The 23569-nt window shown below is 65.8% G+C and carries 20 protein-coding genes and 1 tRNA gene; 10 read left to right on the forward strand and 11 right to left on the reverse strand.

The genetic code is table 11. The features are described from left to right. Nucleotides 1-48: 48 nt before the first annotated feature. From QNI11_RS00795 to rpmH, 6 genes are all read right to left on the reverse strand, one after another. Nucleotides 49-1593 (reverse strand): bifunctional diguanylate cyclase/phosphodiesterase, encoded by a 1545-nt coding sequence (locus tag QNI11_RS00795; protein WP_100928254.1) that lies wholly within the window; start codon nucleotides 1591-1593, stop codon nucleotides 49-51. Between the two features lie 69 nt (nucleotides 1594-1662). Further along, nucleotides 1663-2514 (reverse strand): tRNA 2-thiocytidine(32) synthetase TtcA, encoded by an 852-nt coding sequence (ttcA, locus tag QNI11_RS00800; protein WP_283981972.1) that lies wholly within the window; start codon nucleotides 2512-2514, stop codon nucleotides 1663-1665. A gap of 102 nt (nucleotides 2515-2616) precedes the next feature. Then, on the reverse strand, nucleotides 2617-2859 hold the full coding sequence (locus tag QNI11_RS00805) for a hypothetical protein (protein ID WP_283981973.1): 243 nt from the start codon (nucleotides 2857-2859) through the stop codon (nucleotides 2617-2619). A gap of 360 nt (nucleotides 2860-3219) precedes the next feature. Next, complete coding sequence (gene yidD, locus QNI11_RS00810; protein ID WP_100928251.1) at nucleotides 3220-3441, reverse strand: membrane protein insertion efficiency factor YidD; 222 nt, start codon at nucleotides 3439-3441, stop codon at nucleotides 3220-3222. Continuing rightward, entirely contained in the window at nucleotides 3438-3830 is a 393-nt protein-coding gene (gene rnpA, locus QNI11_RS00815) for a ribonuclease P protein component (protein ID WP_283981974.1), read from the reverse strand. Before rnpA ends, yidD begins: the two co-directional genes overlap by 4 nt. A gap of 35 nt (nucleotides 3831-3865) precedes the next feature. Then, nucleotides 3866-4000 (reverse strand): 50S ribosomal protein L34, encoded by a 135-nt coding sequence (gene rpmH / locus QNI11_RS00820; protein WP_005854912.1) that lies wholly within the window; start codon nucleotides 3998-4000, stop codon nucleotides 3866-3868. 395 nt (nucleotides 4001-4395) lie between these two features. Between rpmH and QNI11_RS00825 the strand changes: the two genes are divergently transcribed. The 4 genes from QNI11_RS00825 (at nucleotide 4396) to QNI11_RS00840 (ending at nucleotide 8235) form a co-directional block, all read left to right on the forward strand. Continuing rightward, nucleotides 4396-5133 (forward strand): TVP38/TMEM64 family protein, encoded by a 738-nt coding sequence (locus QNI11_RS00825; RefSeq protein WP_283981975.1) that lies wholly within the window; start codon nucleotides 4396-4398, stop codon nucleotides 5131-5133. Between the two features lie 128 nt (nucleotides 5134-5261). Next, nucleotides 5262-6683 carry an NAD(P)/FAD-dependent oxidoreductase gene (locus QNI11_RS00830; protein ID WP_283981976.1) on the forward strand — a complete coding sequence of 474 codons (1422 nt, stop codon included), beginning with the start codon at nucleotides 5262-5264 and terminating at the stop codon, nucleotides 6681-6683. A 34-nt stretch (nucleotides 6684-6717) separates the two neighbouring features. Then, complete coding sequence (locus QNI11_RS00835) at nucleotides 6718-8100, forward strand: HAMP domain-containing sensor histidine kinase (protein ID WP_283981977.1); 1383 nt, start codon at nucleotides 6718-6720, stop codon at nucleotides 8098-8100. A 58-nt stretch (nucleotides 8101-8158) separates the two neighbouring features. Further along, nucleotides 8159-8235 (forward strand) — tRNA-Arg (locus QNI11_RS00840). Nucleotides 8236-8533: 298 nt separating this feature from the next. Here the strand turns inward: QNI11_RS00840 and QNI11_RS00845 are convergent. Then, nucleotides 8534-9340 (reverse strand): LuxR C-terminal-related transcriptional regulator, encoded by an 807-nt coding sequence (locus QNI11_RS00845; RefSeq protein ID WP_283981978.1) that lies wholly within the window; start codon nucleotides 9338-9340, stop codon nucleotides 8534-8536. A 194-nt stretch (nucleotides 9341-9534) separates the two neighbouring features. Between QNI11_RS00845 and QNI11_RS00850 the strand changes: the two genes are divergently transcribed. Next, entirely contained in the window at nucleotides 9535-10743 is a 1209-nt protein-coding gene (locus tag QNI11_RS00850) for a CynX/NimT family MFS transporter (RefSeq protein WP_283981979.1), read from the forward strand. 251 nt (nucleotides 10744-10994) lie between these two features. After that, nucleotides 10995-11456: an NUDIX hydrolase gene (locus QNI11_RS00855; protein ID WP_283981980.1), complete on the forward strand. Its 462-nt coding sequence runs from the start codon at nucleotides 10995-10997 to the stop codon at nucleotides 11454-11456. Between the two features lie 73 nt (nucleotides 11457-11529). On the opposite strand, the gene QNI11_RS00860 is transcribed toward QNI11_RS00855, so the two are convergent. The 4 genes from QNI11_RS00860 to QNI11_RS00875 form a co-directional block, all read right to left on the reverse strand. Next, a complete protein-coding gene (locus QNI11_RS00860; RefSeq protein WP_283981981.1) occupies nucleotides 11530-12873 on the reverse strand; it encodes a cytochrome-c peroxidase in 1344 nt (447 codons plus the stop codon). Between the two features lie 215 nt (nucleotides 12874-13088). Beyond that, a complete protein-coding gene (locus QNI11_RS00865; RefSeq protein WP_283981982.1) occupies nucleotides 13089-13592 on the reverse strand; it encodes a flavin reductase family protein in 504 nt (167 codons plus the stop codon). A gap of 9 nt (nucleotides 13593-13601) precedes the next feature. After that, nucleotides 13602-14492 carry an aldo/keto reductase family oxidoreductase gene (locus tag QNI11_RS00870; protein WP_283981983.1) on the reverse strand — a complete coding sequence of 297 codons (891 nt, stop codon included), beginning with the start codon at nucleotides 14490-14492 and terminating at the stop codon, nucleotides 13602-13604. Next, entirely contained in the window at nucleotides 14489-15643 is a 1155-nt protein-coding gene (locus tag QNI11_RS00875; protein ID WP_283981984.1) for an LLM class flavin-dependent oxidoreductase, read from the reverse strand. Before QNI11_RS00875 ends, QNI11_RS00870 begins: the two co-directional genes overlap by 4 nt. 85 nt (nucleotides 15644-15728) lie before the next feature. Between QNI11_RS00875 and QNI11_RS00880 the strand changes: the two genes are divergently transcribed. The 4 genes from QNI11_RS00880 to QNI11_RS00895 all read left to right on the forward strand — a co-directional run bounded on the left by QNI11_RS00880 (nucleotide 15729) and on the right by QNI11_RS00895 (nucleotide 23555). Beyond that, nucleotides 15729-16430 carry a GntR family transcriptional regulator gene (locus QNI11_RS00880; RefSeq protein WP_283981985.1) on the forward strand — a complete coding sequence of 234 codons (702 nt, stop codon included), beginning with the start codon at nucleotides 15729-15731 and terminating at the stop codon, nucleotides 16428-16430. Beyond that, nucleotides 16427-17539, forward strand: coding sequence for a Gfo/Idh/MocA family protein (locus QNI11_RS00885; protein WP_283981986.1), 1113 nt, complete (start codon nucleotides 16427-16429; stop codon nucleotides 17537-17539). The genes QNI11_RS00880 and QNI11_RS00885 overlap by 4 nt, the downstream gene beginning before the upstream one ends. 186 nt (nucleotides 17540-17725) lie before the next feature. Continuing rightward, complete coding sequence (locus tag QNI11_RS00890; RefSeq protein ID WP_283981987.1) at nucleotides 17726-22120, forward strand: Ig-like domain-containing protein; 4395 nt, start codon at nucleotides 17726-17728, stop codon at nucleotides 22118-22120. A gap of 196 nt (nucleotides 22121-22316) precedes the next feature. Beyond that, a complete protein-coding gene (locus tag QNI11_RS00895) occupies nucleotides 22317-23555 on the forward strand; it encodes a TolC family protein (protein WP_283981988.1) in 1239 nt (412 codons plus the stop codon). Nucleotides 23556-23569 lie beyond the last annotated feature (14 nt).

Here is a 23569-nt window from a genome sequence, read left to right on the forward strand (position 1 = left end):
AGATGCGGCCCATGGTAACAGGCAAGCGCGGCGCGCCGCACGTCGGGATCAGCCGGAACTGCGTCCCAGCCGCTGTGCCCCGGCGATGCGTTCGTCATGCTGATGCGCCCATTCGGCGATCTGGTCGGCGGGCATCGGGCGGGCGATCCCGAACCCCTGGACATGGTCACAGCCAAGCTGTGCGAGGAGGGCGTGTTCGCCCACGCTTTCCACCCCTTCGGCCAGCGTTTCGAGGCCCAGCCGGTCGGCCATGCCCAGGATTGCGGCCAGCATGCGGTGCTGGTCTTCGTCCCGGTCGATGCGCGTGACAAAGCTGCGGTCGATCTTCAGCCGGTGCACCTTGAACCGGCGGAGCGAGGTGATGGAGGCGTGGCCCGTGCCGAAGTCGTCGAGGTCGATCTGGCACCCCAGCTTGCCCAGTTCCACGATGTTGCGGGCCACGACCCCTTCGGGGGAACTGGCAATGACGGTTTCCAGCACTTCGACGCCAAGCCGTTCCGGCGTCAGCCCGAAACGATCCAGCTCCCATTGGATACGCTCCACCAGTCGGGGATCGCGCAACTCCTGGTCGGAGAAATTGACACTGACCCGCGGGATCGACAGCCCGGCGGTGTCCCAGCTGCGCAACGCCGTCAGCGAATGTTGCAGGATGACCTCGGACAGGCGTTCCATCCGGCCCGCGTCTTCGAGAACACGGAGGAACTGTGCCGGGGGGACGATGCCGCGGGTCGGATGGATCCAGCGGGCCAGCGCCTCCACCCCGCTTATGCGCCCGGTGGACGTGCACAGCTGCGGCTGGAACCACGGCTGGATCTGCCCGGCGGCAAGGGCGCGGTCGACCTCGGACTTGAGTGTCTTCTGCTCCGTGTGCGCGAGCCGCATGTGTTCCGACCAGGCGCGGATGGCGGAGGGGCCGTTGGCGACCGCCTCGGCAAGGGCGACCTGCGCCGCTTCGAGAAGCTGCGCGCCCTTCGCACCGGAGGGCATGCGGGGACTGCCGCAGAACCCGACGGAGGCCGACAGGTAGCGCATGGAATTCTCGATCGCCGCGGGCTCTTCCAGCGCGTTCTGGATGCGGGTCGCCAGTTGCAGCAGCGCCTCCAGATCCAGCCTGAGCGACGGGCCCAGCAGCACGAGGAAACGGTTGTCGCCCATGCGCACGGCGGTGTCATCGCGGCGTAGGGCATTGCGCAGCCGCGACAGCGACAGGTCGCGCAGCGTGTCGGCGGTCGTGTCCCCTGCCTGCTGCGATACATCGTCCAGCCCGGCCAGTTCGACGATCATGCAGGCGGTGGACAGGTTGGCGGCCACGGCGCGATCCAGCGCCTGCTGGGCAAGTGCCCGGGAGGTGTCCTCATCCGCGAGATTGCCCTTACGCTCGGCGGGGTCCTCGGGCGCCTCTGGCGGCGCGCCGTTGGCGAAGACATAGAGCAGCGGGGCACAAAGGGCGGTCAGGATCAGCAGCGGTTCGCCACCCAGCCAGAAGGCGGTCAGCACACCGGCGGGCAGGAAAGCGAGCACCTGCGGCCCGTGCAGGCCACGGCGCAGGAGGATCCGAAGTCTGCCGAGGCTCTTGTCGAAGGAAACCTTCATCTCTGCCCGTCCCTTTCCATTCGGAAGGGAGACTAGAAGTCGGGAGTAACCCGCTCCTTAACGCAGAGATCAGAAGTCGCTCGAATTGCTTGTTTTGCCGCCGATATCCAGCCCGGCGAAGTCGAACAGCTTCGGGTCGAGCATGTGCGACGGCCGCACGTTCGTGAGCGCCTTGAACATCACTTGCCGCCGTCCGGGACTGTTTCTTTCCCAGCCGTCGAGGATCTGCTTGACCTGCTGCCTTTGCAGGCCGTCCTGGCTGCCGCACAGATCGCAGGGGATGATCGGGTAGTTCATGTCGCGGGCGAACTTGTCGCAGTCGGCCTCGGCGACATGGGCGAGGGGGCGGTACAGGAACAGGTCGCCTTCCTCGTTCACCAGCTTCGGCGGCATGGTCGCAAGGCGCCCGCCGTGGAAGAGGTTCATGAAGAAGGTTTCAAGGATGTCGTCGCGGTGGTGCCCCAGCACGACGGCAGAGCAGCCTTCCTCACGCGCGATCCGGTACAGGTGGCCGCGCCGCAGCCGGGAGCAGAGCGCGCAATAGGTCCGCCCCTGAGGCACCTTGTCCATGACGATGGAATAGGTGTTCTGGTACTCGATCCGGTGCGGAACCTGCATCTTTTCGAGGAACTCGGGCAGCACTGTCGCCGGAAAGCCGGGTTGCCCCTGGTCCAGGTTGCAGGCCAGAAGCTCGACCGGCAGCAGGCCGCGCCACTTCAGCTCGTGCAGGATCGCGAGCAGGGTGTAGCTGTCCTTGCCGCCGGACAGGCAGACAAGCCAGCGCGCACCTTCCTGCACCATGCCATACTGGTCCACCGCCTCGCGCACGTTCTGGACAAGCCGCTTGCGGAGCTTCTTGAACTCCGTCGTCTTGGGGGCCCCGTAAAAGAGCGGGTGGATTTCGTCGTTGTCGTCGAGCATGGCGGCGGCTTAGCCGTTCGGATGCCGCCGCGCAATGGCGACGCGCACGGCATGGCCCGCTACAGCGCAGATCCGCGCGGCGTGGCAGCCGCGCGGCCTCTGTCAGAACAGCCCGGCGCTCGGCGGCAGTCCGGGCCGCAGGCTGCGCTGTTGGGGCGGAAGGCCGAGATCGCGCCGCAGGTGCGGGGGCAGTTCGTTGGCGAACACCGGCGGAGGCCGCCGCTTGCGGCCCTGGCGGGACAGCAGGGTGAACAGCACGGCGCGCAGCACCGGAAGGGCACCGTGCCGGCTGATGAGAGTGCTGATTTCGCCGCGAACGGGCGACGGATTTGGAATCGTGATCATGAGAGACTTCCCAAGGCACAGACGCCAAGGGCTCCTGCTTGAAGAAAGGACCGAGCCGGGGACCGGGTCATGCGAAAGGCATGGGGCCGGTGTGGAGCGGTTTATGGATGTGTGATGAAAGTGTGCCTCTGGTCAGAGGCGGGGGGCTTTACGCGGCGCAGCGATAGGCTGCGGATCGCAGGCCCCATGCAGTCATCGGGACAGCCTTGCGGGGCGCATTTTGCTTGGTCATCATGCACTCCTTCTCTGTCAGGTTGACGTGCGCCGCCCTGTTAGCAGGAAAAGCCGAAAAATGGAGAGATGCTTGCGGCCACGGGCGAAAGATTGTTCCGCTGTGGCCGACCGGCATCAGGCAGGCGCTCAGTCGGGGACGTTGTCGATGCCCGAACCACCCCATGGGTGACACCGGCCGATGCGCCGCGCGGCGAGCCACGTCCCCCGGAAAGCGCCATGCTTTTCAAGCGCTTCCAGTGCGTAGGCAGAACATGTGGGATGGTAGCGGCAGCCGTGGCCGACCCAGGGCGATCCCACCAGCCGATAGGCCCGGACAGGCAGCGAGACCAGCCAGGCGGCGGGGGTCATTCCCGCCCCCCGTGGACGACCGCGAGGGCCTTGCGAAGATCGTCCTGAAGCAGATCGAAGGGGCGGTCGGCGGTCTTTTCCGAGCGCCCGATCAGGACGTAGTCGTGATCTGCGTGCACGCGTCCGGGCATGACCAGACGTGCGATCTCGCGCAGGCGGCGCTTGGCCCGGTTGCGGGCGACGGCATTGCCGACCTTCTTTGAGCAGGTGAAGCCGACCCGCGGGCCTTCGGCCTCACCGGGGTCGCGTTTGCGGGCCTGCAGAAGGAAACCTTCGCAGGGCACGCGACGCGCGCGCGCCGCCTTCAGGAAATCCGGCCGACGCTTGATGACCGTCAACGGCAACAAAGCCGCCTCGGCTTCAACCGGGGCGGCTTTCGAAGGCGCCATGACGGCGCCAGCCGTGTCGTCCTTGCTGGTCAGGCTCAGGCGCAGAGGTTCTTGCGGCCACGCGCGCGGCGGGCGTTCAGAATCTTGCGGCCGGCTTTGGTTGCCATGCGGGCACGGAAGCCGTGGCGGCGCTTGCGGACGAGGTTGGACGGTTGAAAGGTGCGTTTCATCGCGGCTACTCCGGTTCATTGGCAGGCGAGAAGACAGTGCGAGTCGCCCGCCAGGGACGTTGGAAGCCCTGCCTATAGGGAAGAGGACTTCACTTGTCAAACACCTGTTGAGAAACTTCTGCGCTGTCGTAACGGCGCAGGCAAATGACACGGCAAATGGCCGCGCGCCCCGCCGTAGTGAGCGATTTCAGCCTGTTGCGCAACCGGCTTCACGGCAGTTCCGTTTGTTACAGTGCCCCGACTTCGCGGGCTGCCAATGTTTCAGAACCGGAGCGCCGGACCCGTGTTTGTCACGTTTCCGCGTCCCGAAGATCAAGCGGGTGTGAGAACCCTGTTTCCGGGGAGGCGCCCGGCGCATCTTTGGGGCAGGATGGCCGCACACGAGGGACAGGACCATGAGCGAAATGACAGACCCGAGGGCCCGCGCGGCCGGACTGAAGCGGCACCTGCCGCTGATCCTGATCGCTGCGGTTGCGCTTTTCGGTGTGTTTACGCTGCGCGACACCCTCAGCTTCGAGACGCTGGCCGAGAACCGCGATGCGCTGATTGCCCTGCGCGACGACCATTTCGTGCTAATCGCCGCCGCCTTCGTGCTGATCTACGTGGCCATCGTCGGCTTTTCCCTGCCGGGCGCCGCGGTGGCGTCGATCACCGGCGGGTTCCTCTTCGGGCTTGTGGGCGGCACCGTGCTGAACGTGATTTCGGCGACCGCGGGCGCCTGCCTGATCTTCCTCGCGGCCCGCGCCGGTCTGGGTGAAATGCTGTCGGCGCGCATGGATGCGTCGGAAGGGCGGATCGCAAAGCTGCGCGACGGGCTGCGCGAAAACGAGATCAGCGTGCTGTTCCTGCTGCGGCTCGTGCCCGCCGTGCCGTTCTTTGTCGCGAACCTGCTGCCCGCGCTGGTCGGGGTGCGCTTTCGCAACTACGTCTTCACCACCGCACTGGGCATCGTGCCGGGGGCCATCGTGTTCACGTGGATCGGCGTCGGTGTCGGCGAGGTGTTTAACCGGGGCGAGACGCCGGACTTGTCGATCTTGTGGGAGCCGCATGTGATCGGCCCGATCCTCGCCCTCTGCGCGCTGGCGGCCTTGCCGATGGTCATCAAGGCTGTGCGCGGAAAGCGCGAGATCTGAGCTGCCGGCCCTTTGCAAGGAAGGGCGGGGCGAGTGTCCTCGCCTTCGCCGCCCTTGCGCCGGATACCATCGGCATGGCCCGTTAAACCAAGCCTAATATCACCAAGACCCGGGAAGGCACCTGACCCATGCAAAAGCTGTCCTGCGACATTCTCATCCTCGGTGCCGGGTCGGGTGGCCTGTCCGTCGCCGCGGGTGCCAGCCAGATGGGCGCCGACGTCATTCTTCTGGAAGGCCACAAGATGGGCGGCGACTGCCTGAACTACGGCTGCGTGCCGTCCAAGGCGCTGATTGCCGCGGCGGACCGGGCGCACATGATGGGGCGACTCTCCTCTTACGGCATCGCCAACGTCACGCCGGACACAGATTATGCGGCGGTGCAGGATCACGTCGCCGGTGTCATCGAACAGATCGCGCCGGTCGACAGCCAGGAACGGTTCGAGGGCTTCGGCGTGCGGGTCATCCGTGCCTTCGGGCGGTTCGTGGCGCCGACCGAGGTGGAGGCAGGCGACAACAGGATCACCGCGCGCCGGATCGTGATCGCCACCGGCTCTACCCCGCTGGTGCCGCCGATCCCCGGGCTCGACAAGGTGCCATACCTGACGAACGAGACGCTCTGGTCGCTGAAGACGCGGCCGGAGCACCTGCTGATCATCGGCGGCGGTCCCATAGGGATGGAAATGGCGCAGGCGCACCGCAGGCTTGGCTCTCGCGTGATGGTGCTGGAAGGGGCGAAGGCGCTTGGCCGTGAAGACCCCGAGTGCGCCGCCCGCGTGCTGGAGGCGATGCGCGCCGAGGGCGTCGAGGTGATCGAGGAGGCAAAGGTCACGCGCGTCGGCGGCACCGAGGCGGATGGCGTGTCGGTGGTTCTGGAGGACGGCCGCGAGATCGCGGGCTCTCACCTTCTGGTCGCGGTGGGACGGCGCGCGAATACGGAGAACCTCGGCCTCGACGCCGCGGGGATCGAGACGACGGGCACCGGGATCAAGGTGGACGCCGCGCTGAAGACCACGAACCGTAAGGTCTACGCCATAGGCGATGCGGCAGGGGGGCTGATGTTCACCCATGTGGCGGGCTACCACGCCGGGATCGTCGTCCGCTCTGCCGTGCTTGGTCTGCCTGCGAAGGCCGGCACCGCCCACATCCCGCGCGCCACCTACACCCGCCCGGAACTGGCGCAGGTCGGACTGACGGAGGCCGAGGCGCGCGCCGCGCACGGAGATCGCCTTGAGGTCGCCCGCTTCGATTTCGGCCACAACGACCGGCTTGTCGCCGAGCGGTCCGCGCAGGGGTTCATCAAGGCGATGGTGGTTCGCGGCCGGCCTGTGGGCGTGTCCATCGTCGGCCCCCAGGCGGGTGAACTGGCGAACTTCTGGTCGATGGTGATTGCCAACAATCTCAAGATGAGCGCAATTTCTGCGATGGTTTCGCCCTATCCGACTGTTGGAGAGATTAACAAACGGGTGGCCGGAGCCTATTTTTCCCCCAGATTGTTCGAAAACCAGACCGTGAAGACGGTTGTGCGCCTGATCCAACGATGGCTGCCCTGAGAAATTGACCTGACCGCCCCATGCTGACCTCCCAATGCTGACCTCGCTCTCTGGCCGTTTCCTGTTTCTCACGGTGATCTTCGTGATGCTGGCCGAAGTGCTGATCTTCGTGCCCTCGATCGCGCGCTTCCGCGAGGACTTCCTCGAGTCGCGGTTGGAGCGGGCGCAGATCGCGTCCCTCGCGCTCTTGGCCGACGACATGCTGTCCGAGGAACTGGAGGCGGAACTGCTGGACAATGCAGGCGTCTTCAACGTCGTGCTCCGCCGCGACTCCATGCGGCAACTGGTGCTGACCTCTCCGATTCCGGGCGAGGTCGACGTCACCTTCGACCTGCGGGAAGCGAGCGCCTGGGACCTGATGCGGGACGCGCTCTACAGGCTGATTGCGGGTGAGCCGGCGATCATCCGGGTGATCGGCGCCCCGTCGCGTGACGCGGGCCAGCTGATCGAAGTGACCATGGACACAACCGAACTGCGCACCGCCATGGTCGACTACGGGCTGCGCATCCTTTTGCTGTCGGCGGCGATCTCGGTCACGACCGCCCTGCTGCTGTTCCTTGCCGTCCGGCGGCTGATGGTGCACCCGATCAAGCGCGTGATCGGCCACATGATGCGTTACGCCGAAGCGCCCGAAGACGCCCGCCGCATCATCGCGCCCTCGGCCCGGGTCCGGGAACTGCGCGAGGCGGAACAGGCGCTGCAGGCGCTCGAGACGCAACTGACGCAGGCGCTGCGCCAGAAGGAGCGGCTGGCCCAGCTGGGCGGTGCGGTGGCGCGGGTCAGCCACGACCTGCGCAACATCCTGACCTCGGCCCAGCTGTTCACCGACCGGATCGAGATGTCCGAGGACCCGGCAGTCAAGCGCATGGCGCCGAAGCTGGTGAACTCCATCTCGCGCGCCGTGTCGCTGTGCGAGAACACGCTGGCCTTCGGTCGGGCGGAGGAACCCGCACCCTCACTGACCCTGTTCAACTTCGCCGAACTCACCAACGAGGTGCTGGAGGCCGAGCGGCTGGCCATCGGCGACTCCGACCTTTCGCTGTCGGAGGATGTGCCTGCCAGCCTGATGATCCGGGGCGATCCGGAACAGATCTACCGTGCGCTCGCCAACCTCGTCCGCAACGCGCGGCAGGCAATCATCGCCACCGGCAAGCCGGGCGAGATCTCCGTCGCCGCCTGGGCGGAGGACGAGGCCTGGGTCATCAACGTGACGGACACCGGCCCGGGCCTGCCGCCCAAGGCGAAGGAGCACCTGTTCCAGCCGTTCCAGGGCGGCGCACGCAAGGGCGGCTCGGGTCTGGGTCTGCCGATCGTGTCGGAGCTGATCCGGGGCCACGGCGGCACGCTGGCACTGAAGCGCAGCGACGAGACCGGGTCGTGTTTCGAGATCCGCCTGCCGATGGGGGACATGAGTTGAAAAATCTCGAGAATGCCCCTTGCGCATCCCGGACACGGACGGTACATGCACGCCTCACGGACCGATAGCTCAGCTGGATAGAGTACTTGACTACGAATCAAGGGGTCGGGGGTTCGAATCCTCCTCGGTCCGCCAGAATTTCAAAACCGCGCCGGTGCCTCCGGTGCGGTTTTTTCTTGTCTCCGATGCTCTTTCAGTAGGCGGCTCTCGCTGCGGCAAGCGATAAGGCGCAAGGCAGAGGGGTTGAACGAAGCGGTGTCCGGTTCCTTCAGCGTCCCAATGCCTGCTCTTCGCTAAACCTCGGTCGCTCCTCTATACGTTTCCGCGTCGGAGCGGACTTTATCGTGGCCCGGTGGAAGGGGCAGGGCGCAGGTCAACGGGCTTTTGAAAGGCTGGAACGGCGCGGGTTTCGATCCTGCGCAAACCATTTCGTCTAACATTTGATGCTCGAACGCAGCGCCCCTATCATTCTTGCATTCTCGATGGCGATTGCGCTCTGGTCCGCAAAGCTGCGGGCGATCTGGACGGTTCTTTCGTCGAACGGACGCAATTGCTGACGATAGATCGTGAACGCCCCTATGAGGCGTTTTCCAGCCAGCATCGGGATCGCCGTGAAGGAACGCGCGCCGCCCAGCACAGCCGTTGCGTGGCGGAGGGGATCGTTCTGGCGAAAGATCGGCTCAGCCCGCACATCGGGGATGTTGACGACATCCAGGCTCCTCTCGAGCCTGCCGATTGCCGTCTGCGGGCTCGGCCTGTAGCTGCCGCGCTCCTCCCACCAGTCCTCGAACGCCGGTGGTATGCCCTTCATGAATCGCGCGGTAAATCCGGTGCCCGGGTCATAGGTCAGCAACAATCCGAACTGCGCGTCGCAGAGCTCCAGGGCGTAGCCCAGAAGCGCTTCGATGACGTCGTCGATCCGGCCCTCCGACCGGCTGATGATGCGAAGGACTTCGCCAATCGCCTGTTCGCGGCTGAGCGCCTCTTCGAGGCTCAGGGCCAGTTCCGAGATGATCGCGGCCTGGTCGGTCTCTTCGCTTGTCGCGACCGCGTCGCCTTCGAGGATCTTGAAGAGTTCCAGTTTCGAGGAAATGCCGAGCTTTCGGTAGATCGATGCCAGATGCGTGCGCACCGTGGACGGCGCTATGCCAAGCTGGTCCGCGATCCGGTGGTACGTGCCGCCGCTGGCATAGGCGCGTGCGATCTCGGTTTCCCGTCCGCTCAATCGTTCCTTGTCCACTGTCGGGCCTCGAAAATGGCTGACGCAAACCATCTTGCTTGGCACCTGCAGGCTTGCCAATACCGCATTTGCATGAGGGCTTATCGGGCAAGTGCAGCATGAAACTTGATGCGTCTGGCCGATATGCTGCTTCCGGGGGCCAATGTAGTCTGCCGCAATACTTTGGTCACAGACGTCAATCGGAGCAGGTCCGCATGCCTCAGCAAGTCTTTCCGCAAAGATGGCGCATATTGGCTCTGCTGTTTCTGGTGCGCATGACCATGGCGATACAGTTCCAGATGGTCGCTGCACTGTCCCCGGTTATCGAGGATGCCTTTGCCGTCAGCCTTGCCGATGTCGGCATCCTGATTGGCCTGTATTTTGCCCCCGGCATCTTCATCGCGGCGCCTGGCGGGGCGCTTGGGCGATACTTCGGTGAGAAGCAGGTCGTTCTCGCGGGGCTGGGCTTCATGTTGATCGGCGGGGGCATGATGACCGTGTCGGGCGACTGGTCCATGCAACTCCTTGGACGCCTTTTCTCCGGCGTGGGAGGCGTCTTTCTGAACGTGCTGCTGACCAAGATGGTGTCGGACTGGTTCGCGGGGCGGGAGATCAGCCTGGCGATGGCCGTTTTCGTCAATTCATGGCCGGTCGGGATCGCGGTTGCCTTGATCGGCTTGCCGGTCGTTGCGGTGTCAGGTGGGCTGACGCTTGCCATGGGTCTTGTCACCGGGCTGATCGCCGTGGCGCTGCTTGGACTGTGGGCGATGTATCGGGCGCCCCGGGATGGCGCGCAATCCGCCGTGGCAATGTCCGGCAGTGTGCGTGGCGCCCTCCTGTGGGCAGTGCTGGTGTCGGGTGCGATCTGGGGCCTTTACAATGCAGCGCTGGCCATCGTGTTCAGCTTTGGCCCGCAACTGTTCGTCAGCCGGGGCATGGGCCTCGCAGAGGCGGGCTCGGTGACATCAATCGTGCTCTGGTGCCTTGCCATCATGGGACCAATTGCCGGGACTCTGGCGGATCGGAGCGGCCGCAGGTTCCAGATCATCGCGCTGGGAAACCTGAGCTTCGCGTTCTTCGTCGTGCTTAGCTCGGTCATCGGGAATTCGGTCGCCTGTGTCGTAGCGATCGGTCTGTCCTCGGGCGTGGCAGTGGGCGCCATGGTCAGTCTGCCCTCGCTGATACTCCCGCCTGCGTCGCGATCCTTGGGCATGGGTCTCTTTTTCACCGTCTACTATGTCTGCATCGCGGCCGGTCCGATGGTTGCGGGGCAGGTTTCGGAGCGGGTGACGCTCGCGGCGACGTTCCAGCTGGCGGCGGTGCTGTTGGTCATAACCGTCGGTCTCTTGCCCCTCTTCCACTGGCTGTCGGCGAAGGTTTCAGCGGGTTCGTCCCTTGAAAGCGCCAAAGCCAAATTGGTTTGACCCCTCAATGCCACCTTTATGAACCCACACGCTGAATGGCAGGGTGCATCACCCTTCTCCGTATCCCCTCTGGCAGGTGATCGGGGGCGACGACCCTGCGACGGTGCTGCTTGATCGTTGCCGGACCGGGTCTGTGGCACTACCCTCATCGGCTGGAGGATGTGTCCGGGTTCATGTCCGCTTTACCCGAATGCGGTAGGCCACCCCGACGATACATGCGAGCCGGGAGGCGGAGGAGCACGACACGTCACATGCCAGTGGTCGGCGAACAGATCGCTGCCCTGCCGTTGCGGTGGAGCGACAAGGACAGGTTGCAGGTCCTCATGGTGACCTCTCGTGACACCGGCAGGTGGGTCATGCCCAAGGGCTGGCAGATGGACGGAAAGCAACCCTGGACCGCGGCCGAGATCGAGGCCCTGCAAGAGGCAGGCGCGGTCGGTCACGTGGGGCGCCAGCCCATCGGGTCCTTCAGCTACGCAAAGATCCTGTCCAACGGGTGCATCGTGCCCTGCACCGTCCGCGTCTACCCCATGCTGGTCGAAACGCTGCGCCGCGACTGGAAAGAGCGCAAGCAACGCAAGCGGCGCTGGTTCTCGATGAAGGGCGCGGCGAGGTGTGTGGTGGAGGAAGATCTGGCGCAGCTTCTTCTGGATCTCGACGACAAGCAGCGCTCCCGCATGCTGTGGCGCGACCTGAAGAAACGGCGCGTCTGAGGGCCACTACGGCCATGGAATAGGCGCGGCCCCATGGCAGCCGCGCCGCAGGATGTTTCGGGTCCCTAAGCCTTCAGTCCACCGGCAGCCCGCTTGGCACCCTTGCTGGCCTGCCCAGTGGGCGCTGCAGCGCCGTCTTGCCGGTCAGCGCCCCGAGGAAGGCCTCCAATGCGACGATGTCCTCCTCGACCATCGCAACGGGCACGATGTCCAGTGCCCTGGCCTGCCGCTGCTGTTCCTCGCGGTGGGTGACGATGGTGAAGTCCTCGATACTCAGCCAGGGCACATCGGGCAGGCGGGCCATGCCGGGCGACCAGCGGGCGCGTGTCGTGACCGGATCGCACATGTGGCGGATCATGTCGCGCAGGTCGCTGTAGGCACCGTTGTGCCCCCACGGCCCGGTCAGCGTGACGTTGCGCAGGCTTGGAACGCGGAACTTGTAGGCGTCCGCCGGATCGCCCGTGGTTTCCATCCGGCCCATGTCCACCGGCAGGAGGTTGCCTTCGAACTTGCGGCCGGGCCCGAACTGCGGAACGCCCGCGGCATAGAAGTTCTGGTCGGTGAACAGCGGGCCGCTGTGGCAAGTCACGCAGCCGGCGTCGCCGAAGAACAGCTCCCGCCCGCGCTCGGCCAGCGGTTCGAGCGGCGTGCCGTCGCGCAGGTAGTCATCGTAGGGGCTGTCGAAGCTCTGCCATTCCGTCCCGATGAAGGCGGCGATGGCGTTGACGATATCCACGATGCCGATGTCGTCGGCGCTGGTCATTTCCGGGTAGGCGACAAGGAACGCGGCCTCGTACCCGGGGTTGTCGCGCACGCGTTGCGCAATGGTGTCCCAGCCTTCGGTAAAGCTCGCCTCGAAGGCGTCGGCCACCGGGTTGTCGCCGGCACGGCCCTTCATCTCGTCGGCGGAGGTCATCGGGAAAAGCGCCTGCGCCGCGAGGGGAGAGTTCAGGCCGGAGGGCGTCTGGTCCTGTGCCGGGGTGCGGAACCCGGAGGGCTGGTCCGCGTCCGCCTCGACCCGCCCGTCATGGAACAGCACGCGGCGGTCGCTGTGCCCGAGGTTCCAGAGCGCCGGGGCGTTGCGCGGAATGCGGGCCTTCACACGGGTGGTGCCGACAAGGCCGGACAGGCGGTCGGGCCCAAGGCCATACCCACCTTCTCCGATGCCGAGGCTGACGCCATCTGCGCCATGCAGAGTGTGGTGATGGCAGGTGGCACAACTGATGTTCATGTTGCCGGACAGGATCTTGTCGTAGAACAGCAACCGCCCGAGCCGCGCCTGCGCCGGGTCGAATTGGGTGAAATCGTCGGCGTCCATCGTCTCGGCATGGGTGGGGGCGCCGGAAAGCACCGCCGCGGCGCAGCAGGCGACGAAGATGCGGCTCAGCGTCTTCAGGAAATGCGTTGTCAGAGGCATGGCAGACCTTTGATCAATGGGAAGGAAGTATGGATGACTAAATCGTGATCTCGTTGACCAGACAATGCAAGTAGCAGGTGTGCAATGGAAATCTTCGGAGTTACCCCACAACTCGCCGATTTCCGTTGATGATTTGGGAATCTCTCCCGATTTCGGGATATGCTTGACCTACCGAAGCGCCCGTTCAGGATACGCCTTTCAGGCATCGTCGTGGATCAGGCGAGCCGCCCGAACAGGCCGGCATGGAACAGGAGCGGCGCGCCGGGGCGGGCCGTGACCCGAAGGACGTGACCGACGAGGATCGAATGGTCGCCGCCGTCATGTGCCGCGTAGAGTTCGCATTCGAACCGGGCGAGGCAGCCTTCGATCAGCGGTGCGCCGTGCGGCCCGGTGGCCCTATCCAGGCCGTCGAACGCGTCGCCCGCCTGCGCGAAACGTTTGCAGAGGCTTTCCTGTTCTGCCCCGAGGACATGGATGGCAAAGTGCTTGGCCGCCATGAAGAACGGGTAGCGCGAAGAAGCCTTCGCCGGCGACCACAGCACCAGCGGCGGTTCCAGCGACAGGCTGGCAAAGCTGTTCGCGGTGATCCCCAGTGGCCCGGTTGGCGTTTCGCAGGTGATCACGGTCACGCCCGTGGCGAAACGGCCCAGTGCCGCGCGGAAGGCACGGGGATCGGCATCCGCCGGATCAAAGCTCTCGTGGCCGGTGGACTGTGTCACCGGCGGGCCTCAGGGCACTTCGTGGCCGAGGGCGAGGGTATAGAGTTCAAACCATGTCTCCCGGTCGAGCGTCACCCGGGAGGCATCGCCGATCCGGGCAATACGCTCAAGGGTGTTCGTGCCCAGGACCGGCAGAATGCTTGCCGGATGTGTCATTAGCCAGGCGACGGCGACCGCTGCGGCATCAACGCCCTGTTCTTCGGCAATCCCGTTCAGCCGCGCGCGCAGGGGCGCGCTGGATTCCGCAAAGAGGGCGCCACCGCCAAGCGGCGACCATGCCATGACCGGGTGACCGTGCCGCTGGTGAAAGGCGAGGTCGCCGTTGGTCAGCGGCTGACGATGCAGCAGCGAGATCTCGATCTGGTTGGTGGCCAGCGGGGTGGTCATGCCGGATTGCAGCAGTTCCCAGTCCCACGGGCGGAAGTTCGACACGCCCACGGCGCGGACCTTGCCGCTGTCGATCAGTTCGTCCAGCGCCGCACCGGTTTCCACGTGGTCCATCAGCGGGTCGGGGCGGTGGATCAGCAGCAGGTCGATGTGATCGGTCCGCATCAGCTTCAGGCTGGCATCGACCGAGCTGCGGATGTGCTTGCGCGTCGTGTCGTAGTGTTTCACCCGGTGCCCGGCGTGCCGGCCCACGGGCGCGACGATGTCGCATTTGGTGACGATCTCGACCTCTTTGCGCAGGGCGGTGGTCAGGGCGCCGCCCAGGATCTCCTCGGCCATGTAGCCGCCGTAGATATCGGCTTGGTCGAGGGTGGTGATGCCCTGGTCGAGGCAGGCGGCGATCTTGTTGCGGACGTGCTCCGGCGAGGTGTCGGCATCGTCGCCGAGCCGCCACATGCCGTAGACGAGGCGCGAGAATGAAAGGTCGTCGGTGATCTGGATGCGGGGGGTCATCGGCGGGCTCCTGCGGCAAGCGGCGTGTCGGGGGCTGTGGCCGGCACCCTGCCGTAAGCTTCGGGCAATGAACAGGTCTTCAGGTGCGGCAAGACCCGGCTGCCGAAGTGGCGGCATTCGTCCAGATGCGGATAGCCCGACAGGATGAAGGCGCGGATGCCCATCCGGCGGTACTCTTCCAGTTCGGACAGCACCTGGTCGGTGGAGCCGACGATCGCCGCCCCGCAGCCCGACCGCGCCCGGCCGATGCCGGTCCAGAGGTGCCGCTCAACATAACCGTACTGGTCCGCCAGTTCGCGCGCGCGGGCCTGATGCGAAACGCCAAGGGAGCCCGCGTCCAGCGCACGTTCGCGGATCAGGCGGCCCATCTCGTCGTCGAGTTTCGAGGTGATGTGTTCGGCGTATTCGCGGGCCTCGGCCTCCGTATCGCGGACGATGACATGGACGCGCAGGCCGTAGTCCAGCGTACGCCCATAACGTTCCGCCACCGCGTTCACCGCCTTCATCTGTTCCGCGATCTGGTCCTTGGGTTCGGGCCACATCAGGTAGACGTCGCAATGCTGGCCGCACAGTTCCAGCGCGTCCGGAGAGTAGCCGCCGAAGTAGAGAAGCGGTCCGCCGGTCTGGTAGGGGCGGGCGGGATCGGTCGTCAGGCCATGGAAGCTGTAGACCTCGCCGTCGTGGTCGATCTGGTCGCGGGTCCAGGCCTGCTTCAGGATTTCCACCACCTCGCGGCTGCGGCGGTAGCGAAAGCTGCTGTCCGCCTTCTCGCCGGGGAAATCGGACGAGATGATGTTCACCGTCAGCCGTCCCTCCAGCATGTGATCCAGCGTCGCGATGGTGCGGGCCAGCATGATGGGCTGCATCTCGCCGCAGCGCACGGCGGCCAGCATGTTGATCTTCGAGGTGATCGGCGCGCAGCCCGCGACGAAGGACAGGGTATCCTGCCCCACCTGGTAGCTCGACGGGCAGAGGATGTTGCGGAAGCCCTGCTGCTCCGCCTCCCGCACGATGGAGGAGCAATGCGCCCAGGACGACCTTAACCGGCCCTCAGGAACTCCGAGGTATTCGTAGTCGTCGGAACAGAGCGCCGCGAACCATGACACCTCGGCGGCGTCGAGATCGGGGGAGGTGATGGGCACAACGGTCATAAGATGTCTCCGGTCCGCATTTTCCATATTGCTTAGCCGCGGATTTTGGGTAGATCAATGGTGTATCAATTTCGGATTGCGCGCAATGACCGACCGCTACGCCCTGCCCCTGTACCTCCAGATCAGCGAGATGCTGATCCGCGAGATCAATGCCGGGCGCCTCGCGGACGGGGAGCGCCTGCCGCCCGAACGCGACTACGCCGCCAAGCTGGGGATTTCCGTCGGAACGCTGCGCAAGGCGCTGGCTGACCTGACGGAGAAGGGGCTCTTGGATCGGGTGCAGGGGTCGGGCAACTATATCCGTGCGCGGGCCGACGTGCAGGCGGTCTATGCCTTCTTCCGGGTCGAACTGCTGGAAGGCGGCGGCCTGCCCACGGCCGAGGTCCTCGACGTGGCAAGGGTGCCGAAGCCCGATGACCTCCCGGCGTTCGGAACGGACAGGGAGGCGTGGCGCATCCGCCGCCTGCGCCGTCTGAACCGTGTGCCCGCGATCCTCGAGGAGGTCTTCCTCGACGCCTCCTACGCGGCAAGGATGACCCGCGCCGACCTGTCGGAGTCGCTGTACCTGTTCTATCGCGACAAGCTTGGGCTGATGATCGGCCGGGTGGAGGACCGGATGACCGTCGCGCCAGTGCCCGACTGGGCGCCAGCGTCCTACGGCCTGGCCGCCGGCACACCGACGCTCCTGGCCTCGCGCATCAGTTTCTCGCGCGAGGGCGCGCGCGCGGAGGTGTCGCGCGGCTGGATCGACACCACAGTTGCAACATACGTGGCACGGCTGAAATGAAGGACATCTCTCTCGCGACCGTCAATTACGGTGTCATCGGCTGCGGAATGATGGGGCAGGAGCACTTGCGCAACATCGCCCTTCTGCCCAATGCCCGCGTCGCCGCCATCTACGAGCCTTCGGAGGCGATGGCTGGCGCGGCACGCGCCCTTGCCCCCGGGGCCGGGCAGGTCTCCTCTGTCGAGGACCTTTTGGCCCAGCCTGACCTCGACGCGCTGCTGGTCGCCAGTCCGAACCACCTGCACCTGTCGCAGCTCGAACGGATTGCAGAGTTGAGGCCGCTGCCGATCCTGATGGAGAAGCCGCTTTATACCGCGCCCGAGGATGCTGCACGCGTCGCGCGCATCGCGGCCAGTTACCCGGCGCCGATCTGGGTGGCGATGGAATACCGCTACATGCCGCCTGTCGCGACCTTCCTGCAGCAGGTGGAGGCCGCGACCGGCGGGGTGAAGATGCTGACCATCCGGGAACACCGCTTTCCCTTCCTGCCGAAGGTCGGCGACTGGAACCGCTTCAACCGCAACACCGGCGGCACGCTGGTGGAGAAGTGCTGCCACTTCTTCGACCTGATGCGCCTGATCCTGAAGTCCGACCCGGTGCGGATCATGGCCAGCGCCGGGCAGGAGGTGAACCACCTCGACGAACGCTATGGCGAGGAGGTGCCCGACATCTGGGACAGCGCCTATGTCATCGTCGATTTCGCCAACGGCGCCCGCGCCATGCTTGAGCTTTGCATGTACGCCGAAGGTTCCCGCTACCAGGAGGAGCTGTCGGCTGTCGGCCCCGCTGGCAAGATCGAGGCGCTGGTGCCCGGACCCACCCGATTCTGGCCCGGCCCCGCATCGGAGGCGCCGGTGCCGCTGGTCATTGTCAGCCCGCGAAGCCCGAAGGCGCCGCGCATCGTGGAAATACCCGTCGACCCGACCCTTCTGGATGCGGGCGACCACAACGGTGCCACCTATTATCAGCATGTCCGATTCCTGGACGCGGTGCGGAACGGCGCGCGCTGCGAGGTCTCGCTGCAGGATGGGGCCTGGGCGGTGAGAATGGGATTGGCCGCACAACTTGCGGCACAACGCGGCCAGGCGATGCATTTCGATAGTTGCTGAGACCGCCGCATTTTTGCCACAAGATGACGCAGAACTTGCGATTTATCCTGATCAAAGCGACGTGAGGCGGCACCAACGTCAATTTCGCCTAGCGACTGAGACCAAAATAAGTTAACCGGTCATCAGAGCAAAAAATGCCCGTCATATAAAAAAATCGACGGGCGCAGAGGCAAGAGCGGTGTAGTGATGAATGCGATTGAATTCGTGATCCGTACCCCTGAGGGTGCGGTGGAACGCGGTTCCGTTGGTGGTGAAGGACAAGGTTTTCTTCTTGCTGGCGGCGCAGGTAACGATATTTCCCTCAACATCGGTCAGAGCGACCTGCGCGGCTACGACCGGGCGGCCAATGACCTGTTGATCACCCTCGCCGATGGCCGTGTGATCGTGCTGGAGGACTACTTCAGTTCGGGCAGCGCGGGCGCCACGAACAGCCGTCTCTTCATCAGCGCCAACGGCGAACTGAACGAGGTCAGCTTCGTCGAGACCGAGGGCGGCGTCCTGTTCGCTCAGTACGGTCCGACGGAGACATGGGGCAAGTGGAGCCCGTCCGACTCGCTTATCTTCATCGACGATCCGGAAGTCGTGGCACAGGGTGTTTCCGACTTCGACGGGGAGGGCGAAGAGGCCACGATGCTCGCAGCTCTGCCGCTGCTCGGCCTTGGCGGCGCGGGGGCCGGCGGCCTTGGCGCGCTTCTGGGTCTGCCGCTTCTTGTCGGCGGCAAGGGCGGTGGCGATGGCGGCGACGGGTCCTCGGGCGACAACTGGATCGCGCCGACCGTCGACAACCCGGATGAATCCTACAGCATCAGCGGCAACGACGATCCCACCCTGACCGTCACCGGCACGGCCAACCCCGGTTCGGTGATCGAGGTGGTGATCGGCGACGACACGGTCACCGCGACCGCCGGCGAGGACCGCACGTGGGAGGTGATCTTCACCGGCCCCGAGTTTCCCGATGACGGCAGCTACGAGGACATCGACGTCACCGTCACCGATCCGAACGGCACGGTCACCGATCTCGACGGCCCGTCCTTCGTGATCGACACGACGCCCCCGGCCATCGACATCACGGATGGCACCGTCTCGCTGGGCGACATCGTCAACGCGGTCGATCATTCCGATGGCGTGACGATCACCGGGACCGGCGAGCCGGGCGCGGAACTGACGATCACCATCGGCACCGTGTCGGAAACGGTGATCATCGGCATGGACGGCGCGTGGAGCTTCACCTTCGACGACACCGTCTTCCCCGAAGGCGAATACGTCACCGATTTCTCGATGACCGCCACCGATGCCTTCGGCAACAGCACCACGGTCACCGATCAGGTTCAGATCGACACGGTCAACATGGTGGCGCTCGACAACGTGCCGCTGACCGGGGACGACCTGATCTCTGCCGCCGAACATGCCGCCGGTGTGACGCTGAGCGGTACGTCCCAGCCGGGCAATGCGATTTCCGTGGTGATCGCCGGCGTGACCCAGACCGCGACCGCCGATTCCAGCGGCGCGTGGTCCGTGACCTTCGGCAGCGGCGACCTCGCGCCGGGCACCTATACGGCCACGGCGGATGTCACCTCCACCGATGCCGCGGGCAACGTCTCCACGACCTCGCACAGCTTTGACGTGGATACCGAGCAGGCCGTGACCATCGACACCGGCAGCGTTGCCGTCGACGGCGTGGTGAACGGTGCGGAGTACGGCTCTGACGTGACCGTGACCGGCACGGGTGAGGCCGGATCGGCGATCACCGTGACCTCCGGCGGGCTGACGCTGGGCACGACGACCGTGGCGCAGGACGGAACCTGGACGCTCGACTTCTCGCCGTCGCTGATCGACGGCGCGCCGGGCCATTCGGAGCTGGGCTACACCGGCACGCTGACGGCCACGGCCGTGGATGCCGCAGGCAACACCACATCCACATCCGGCACCGTGACGGTGGACCGCAACACCTCGCTCTTCGCCAGCTTCGACGATGCCGACTTCGTGGTGAACGCGTCGGAACGCGCGGCGGGCGTGACCCTGACGGGCGGGGCAGAGCCGGGCGCGACCATTGCCGTCGCCATCGGCGGCCAGACCCTGAGCGCCACCGCCGACAACACCGGCGCGTGGAGCGTGACCGTGCCCCCCGCGCTGATCCCCGAAGGGGTCGGCACGCTGGGCGCTTCCGTCACCGCGACCGATCTTGCGGGCAATACCGCGACGCAGACCGTCAGCATCGCCGTCGACACCCAGACCGCCGTGACCGTGAACACTGCGACCGTCGAAGGCGACGGCGTGGTGAACGCGACCGAGGCGCAGGACGGCTTTGTCCTCACCGGCAACGCTGAGCCGGGCGCGCGCATCACAGGCACGGTCGGCGCCGCGGGCGGCACGCCCTTTGCCATCGACACGGTGGCCAATGCGAACGGCACGTGGAGCGTCACGGTCCCCGCCGCGTCGATCCCGGCGGGCGAAACGGCGGTGAACGTGGCCGTCACCTCGACTGACGTGGCGGGCAACAGCGCCAGCACCTCCGGCAGCATCGCCGTGGACACGCTGAACACCGTCACCATCGCCACCTCCACCGTGGAAACCGACGGTGTCATCAACTTCGCCGAGCGCGCGGATGGTGTAGTGCTGACCGGCACGACCCAGCCCGGCTCCTCGGTGCAGGTGACGCTGGGCAACGTGACCCACGCAGCGACCGTCGCCGCAGACGGCACCTGGAGCACGAATTTCGCCGCGGCCGAGATCCCGACGGGCGAGACGACGCTGACCGCCAGCGCCACTTCCGTCGACGCCGCCGGTAACGCGGCCACCGCATCCGGCAGCGTCGAGGTGGACACCTTTGTGCGCAACTTTGCCCTGACCTCCACGCCCGGTGGCGCGGACGGGGTGATGAACGCCGCCGAAGTCTCGCAGGGTCTGACCCTGACCGGCACCACCGAACCCGGCGGCGCGGTGCGGCTGACGCTGAACGGGCAGACGGTGAACGCCACTGTCGATGCGAGCGGCAACTGGACGGCGTCCTTCGCATCCTCGCAGCTGCCGACGGGCGAGACGACCACCGTGCTGACCGCCGTGTCGACCGACCGCGCGGGCAACACGCAGACGATTACCCAGAACGTGGTGATCGACACCGACGCGGGCCACCTGACCATCGACCCGGACCCGGTGGAAACCGATGACGTGGTGAACTTTGTCGAGGCGTCCGACGGCGTGGTGCTGACCGGCACCTCCACCCCGGGCCAGTATGTCGATGTCACCATGCAAGGTGTCACCCACCGGGTGCTGACCGATGCCAACGGCAACTGGGTCGCGCCCTTCGCCGCGAACGAGATCGCGCCCGGCACCTATACCGCGCAGATCACCGCGCAGATCGTGGACAGCGCGGGCAACACGCTGACCCGGACAGACAGCGTGAAGGTGGACACCGAGGTGCAGAACTTCGCCACCTCCACCGATCCGGTCGAGGGCGACAACGTCATCAACGCCGCCGAGGCGTCTGACGGCTTTACCCTGAAGGGCACGACGGAGCCGGGTGCCACGGTCTCTGTCAGCTTCAACGGTGTCACGCACAACGCGACGGTGGACAGCCAGGGCAACTGGTCGGTGGACTTCTCCGCCGCTCGGGTTCCGTCGGGCGAGATGCCGGCCTCTGCCACGGTGAACACCACCGATGCGGCGGGCAACACGGCGACGACGCAGGTCAACTTTGCCATCGACACGCTGGTGAACCAGCTGGAGACCACCGGCACGGTGGCGGGCGACGGCGTGGTGAACTTTGCCGAGGCCGCAGCGGGCATTACCCTGACCGGCAACGTCGAACCTGGCTCGACCGTCGAGATCGAGATCGACGGCCACACCCATGTGGCAACGGTGGCCGCGAACGGAAGCTGGACGGTGGATGTGCCGTCCTCCTCGATCCCGCCCGGCACGCTGAGCACGCCGGTGGTGATCTCTGCCGTGGACGCCGCAGGCAACACCGCCTCCATCACAGAGACGCTGAGCATCGACACCGAAGCGCCCGACACGCTGAGCTGGACCGGCTACGGCCGCAGCGGCGGCGGGGTGGCGCAGGTCTGGACCGACACCACCGCCGACGATCTGTTCCTTGGCAAGGTCGGCGATCCTTCCGGCAACCCGAACGTCTCGGAGGTGCAGATCGCCAACACCGTGTCGGCGGGTCAGGACACTTACCTGTTCCTGCAGAACACGGTCGCGGACGGCACGCACCTCGTGCTGGCGTCCACCGACCAGGCGGGCAACACCTCGGGCGCGTATCTCGTGACGGACGATCCGAACACCAACCAGGTGCAGATGTCGGACGACATCGCCTCTGCGCTGCGGCAGTTCAACATCGACACGATCGACCTGCACTTCGCCGAGGACAGCCAGCTGACGATCACCGAAAGCCAGATCCAGGCGCTGTCGTCCACGACCGATACGGTCGCGATCCACGGCGGGTCGGACGACATGGTGACGATCACCGGCGCCACCGCGAACGGGACGGTGACGCAGGACGGCAATACCTTCAACGTCTTCGAACTGGGCGGGTCCACCGTCCTGATCGACGACGACATCACCAACGTGGTGATCTGAAGACGGACACCCGCGCAAAGGGTGCACAAGCAAGACATTCGGAGGTCCGGATCAACCGGGCCCCGAATCCCGGTAATCAGAGCAGTCGGGCCGACAACGGGGGCACGAAATGAGTGTAGTTTACAGGCGGAGCCTGGCCATGATCGCCATGACGGCAATCGTGGCAGGGTGTTCCACGGATATAGGTGAAGGCTTCGTGTCACGTTTCAGGGGCGCCGAAGCGACGATTCCGACCGAACAGGATGCGGGCGTCCGGAAGGCCGTGGTCAGGCCGGGCGACGCCTCGGAGATCATCGCCGCCCTTCAGGCCCGGCCGTCGGTCATCGTTTCCGGCACGCCCTACGCCCGAGTGTCGCATGCTGTCATCGCCTCCGACGCGCGGGTGGCGGAGGCAGAGCTGCGCGTGGCCAAACTGCGGGAAGAGGCCGCCCGCAAGAACTGGATGCCCACGATCGGGCCGCGGGTGTCGCTGATCTCCCTCGGGGATCTGGTCGCGGAAATGGTCGTGAACCAGGTGCTGTTCGACAACGGGCGCAAGGTGGCAGAGCGCGACCTTGCCAAGGCGGACGTGGAGCGCGCCGCCGTGCAGCTTGTGGAGGACGGCAACCAGCGGGTGTTCGACGCGCTGTCGCTGTACGTGACCGCCGAGGAGAACCGCGACCTGTCGCTGCATCTCAACCGCGCCTACGACGACATGGCAAAGTTCGAATGGGTCATGCAGCAGCGGGTGCAGGGCGGCGTTTCGAACACGTCCGACCTGTACGTCCTGCAACAGAAGCTGGCCTCGATCCGCGCCCGCTCTGCCGAGGCGCAGGAGGCGGAGGCGACCGCATTGGCCGAACTGAACGCCATGACCGCGACCTCCCTGACCGACCTGCGCGGGCTGGGCGGGCTGCGCGACGACACCGCCGGCGAGGCCCTGGGCGTCCTGCGCGCCCGTGCCGAGCGGGAGCAGGCGCTGGCCACGGCCCGGATCGAGCGTGCCGGCCATCTGCCGGGGCTCGCCGCCACCGGATCGGTCGACGGTTACGGCGATACCAGCGGCGGGCTGGAGGTGACGACGGATTCGCTCTTCGGGCTGGGCACGCTGGCAGAGTTCAAGGCCATCGAGGCCACGAAGGAGACCTCCGACCGCAAGGTTGCCGAGGCGCGCGAGACCGCGGATCGTCATATCGCCAGCCAGCAGTCGCGGCTTGTGGCCTACAAGCGGCAGGCGGGCGAGGCGAAGGGCCTGACCGCGGCGGCGAAACAGAACCTCGACATGTTCCAGCGCCAGTTCGAAGGTGGACAGCGGCAGGTCATGGATGTGGTCAACACCTACGAGACCTACGCCCGCGCGCTGGAGACGGAGATCGAGCTGAAGTACAAGGCCGCCCGCGCGGAGCTTGAACTGGCCCGCCTGCGCGGTGCGCTGGCCGAAGGCGGCGCGATTTGAGCCAGGTCCTGCAT

This window comes from Sagittula sp. MA-2, assembly GCF_030126985.1.
Classification (GTDB): Bacteria; Pseudomonadota; Alphaproteobacteria; order Rhodobacterales; family Rhodobacteraceae; genus Sagittula.

Bases quoted from the DNA above. Each gene is read 5' to 3' on its own strand.
- QNI11_RS00835 (WP_283981977.1), top strand. From the start codon at position 6,718: ATGCTGACCTCGCTCTCTGGCCGTTTCCTGTTTCTCACGGTGATCTTC.
- QNI11_RS00860 (WP_283981981.1), bottom strand. From the start codon at position 12,873: ATGCCTCTGACAACGCATTTCCTGAAGACGCTGAGCCGCATCTTCGTC.
- QNI11_RS00850 (WP_283981979.1), top strand. From the start codon at position 9,535: ATGCCTCAGCAAGTCTTTCCGCAAAGATGGCGCATATTGGCTCTGCTG.
- QNI11_RS00870 (WP_283981983.1), bottom strand. From the start codon at position 14,492: ATGACCCCCCGCATCCAGATCACCGACGACCTTTCATTCTCGCGCCTC.
- QNI11_RS00890 (WP_283981987.1), top strand. From the start codon at position 17,726: ATGAATGCGATTGAATTCGTGATCCGTACCCCTGAGGGTGCGGTGGAA.
- rnpA (WP_283981974.1), bottom strand. From the start codon at position 3,830: ATGGCGCCTTCGAAAGCCGCCCCGGTTGAAGCCGAGGCGGCTTTGTTG.
- ttcA (WP_283981972.1), bottom strand. From the start codon at position 2,514: ATGCTCGACGACAACGACGAAATCCACCCGCTCTTTTACGGGGCCCCC.
- QNI11_RS00875 (WP_283981984.1), bottom strand. From the start codon at position 15,643: ATGACCGTTGTGCCCATCACCTCCCCCGATCTCGACGCCGCCGAGGTG.
- QNI11_RS00805 (WP_283981973.1), bottom strand. From the start codon at position 2,859: ATGATCACGATTCCAAATCCGTCGCCCGTTCGCGGCGAAATCAGCACT.
- yidD (WP_100928251.1), bottom strand. From the start codon at position 3,441: ATGACCCCCGCCGCCTGGCTGGTCTCGCTGCCTGTCCGGGCCTATCGG.
- QNI11_RS00855 (WP_283981980.1), top strand. From the start codon at position 10,995: ATGCCAGTGGTCGGCGAACAGATCGCTGCCCTGCCGTTGCGGTGGAGC.
- QNI11_RS00825 (WP_283981975.1), top strand. From the start codon at position 4,396: ATGAGCGAAATGACAGACCCGAGGGCCCGCGCGGCCGGACTGAAGCGG.
- QNI11_RS00885 (WP_283981986.1), top strand. From the start codon at position 16,427: ATGAAGGACATCTCTCTCGCGACCGTCAATTACGGTGTCATCGGCTGC.
- rpmH (WP_005854912.1), bottom strand. From the start codon at position 4,000: ATGAAACGCACCTTTCAACCGTCCAACCTCGTCCGCAAGCGCCGCCAC.
- QNI11_RS00795 (WP_100928254.1), bottom strand. From the start codon at position 1,593: ATGAAGGTTTCCTTCGACAAGAGCCTCGGCAGACTTCGGATCCTCCTG.
- QNI11_RS00880 (WP_283981985.1), top strand. From the start codon at position 15,729: ATGACCGACCGCTACGCCCTGCCCCTGTACCTCCAGATCAGCGAGATG.
- QNI11_RS00830 (WP_283981976.1), top strand. From the start codon at position 5,262: ATGCAAAAGCTGTCCTGCGACATTCTCATCCTCGGTGCCGGGTCGGGT.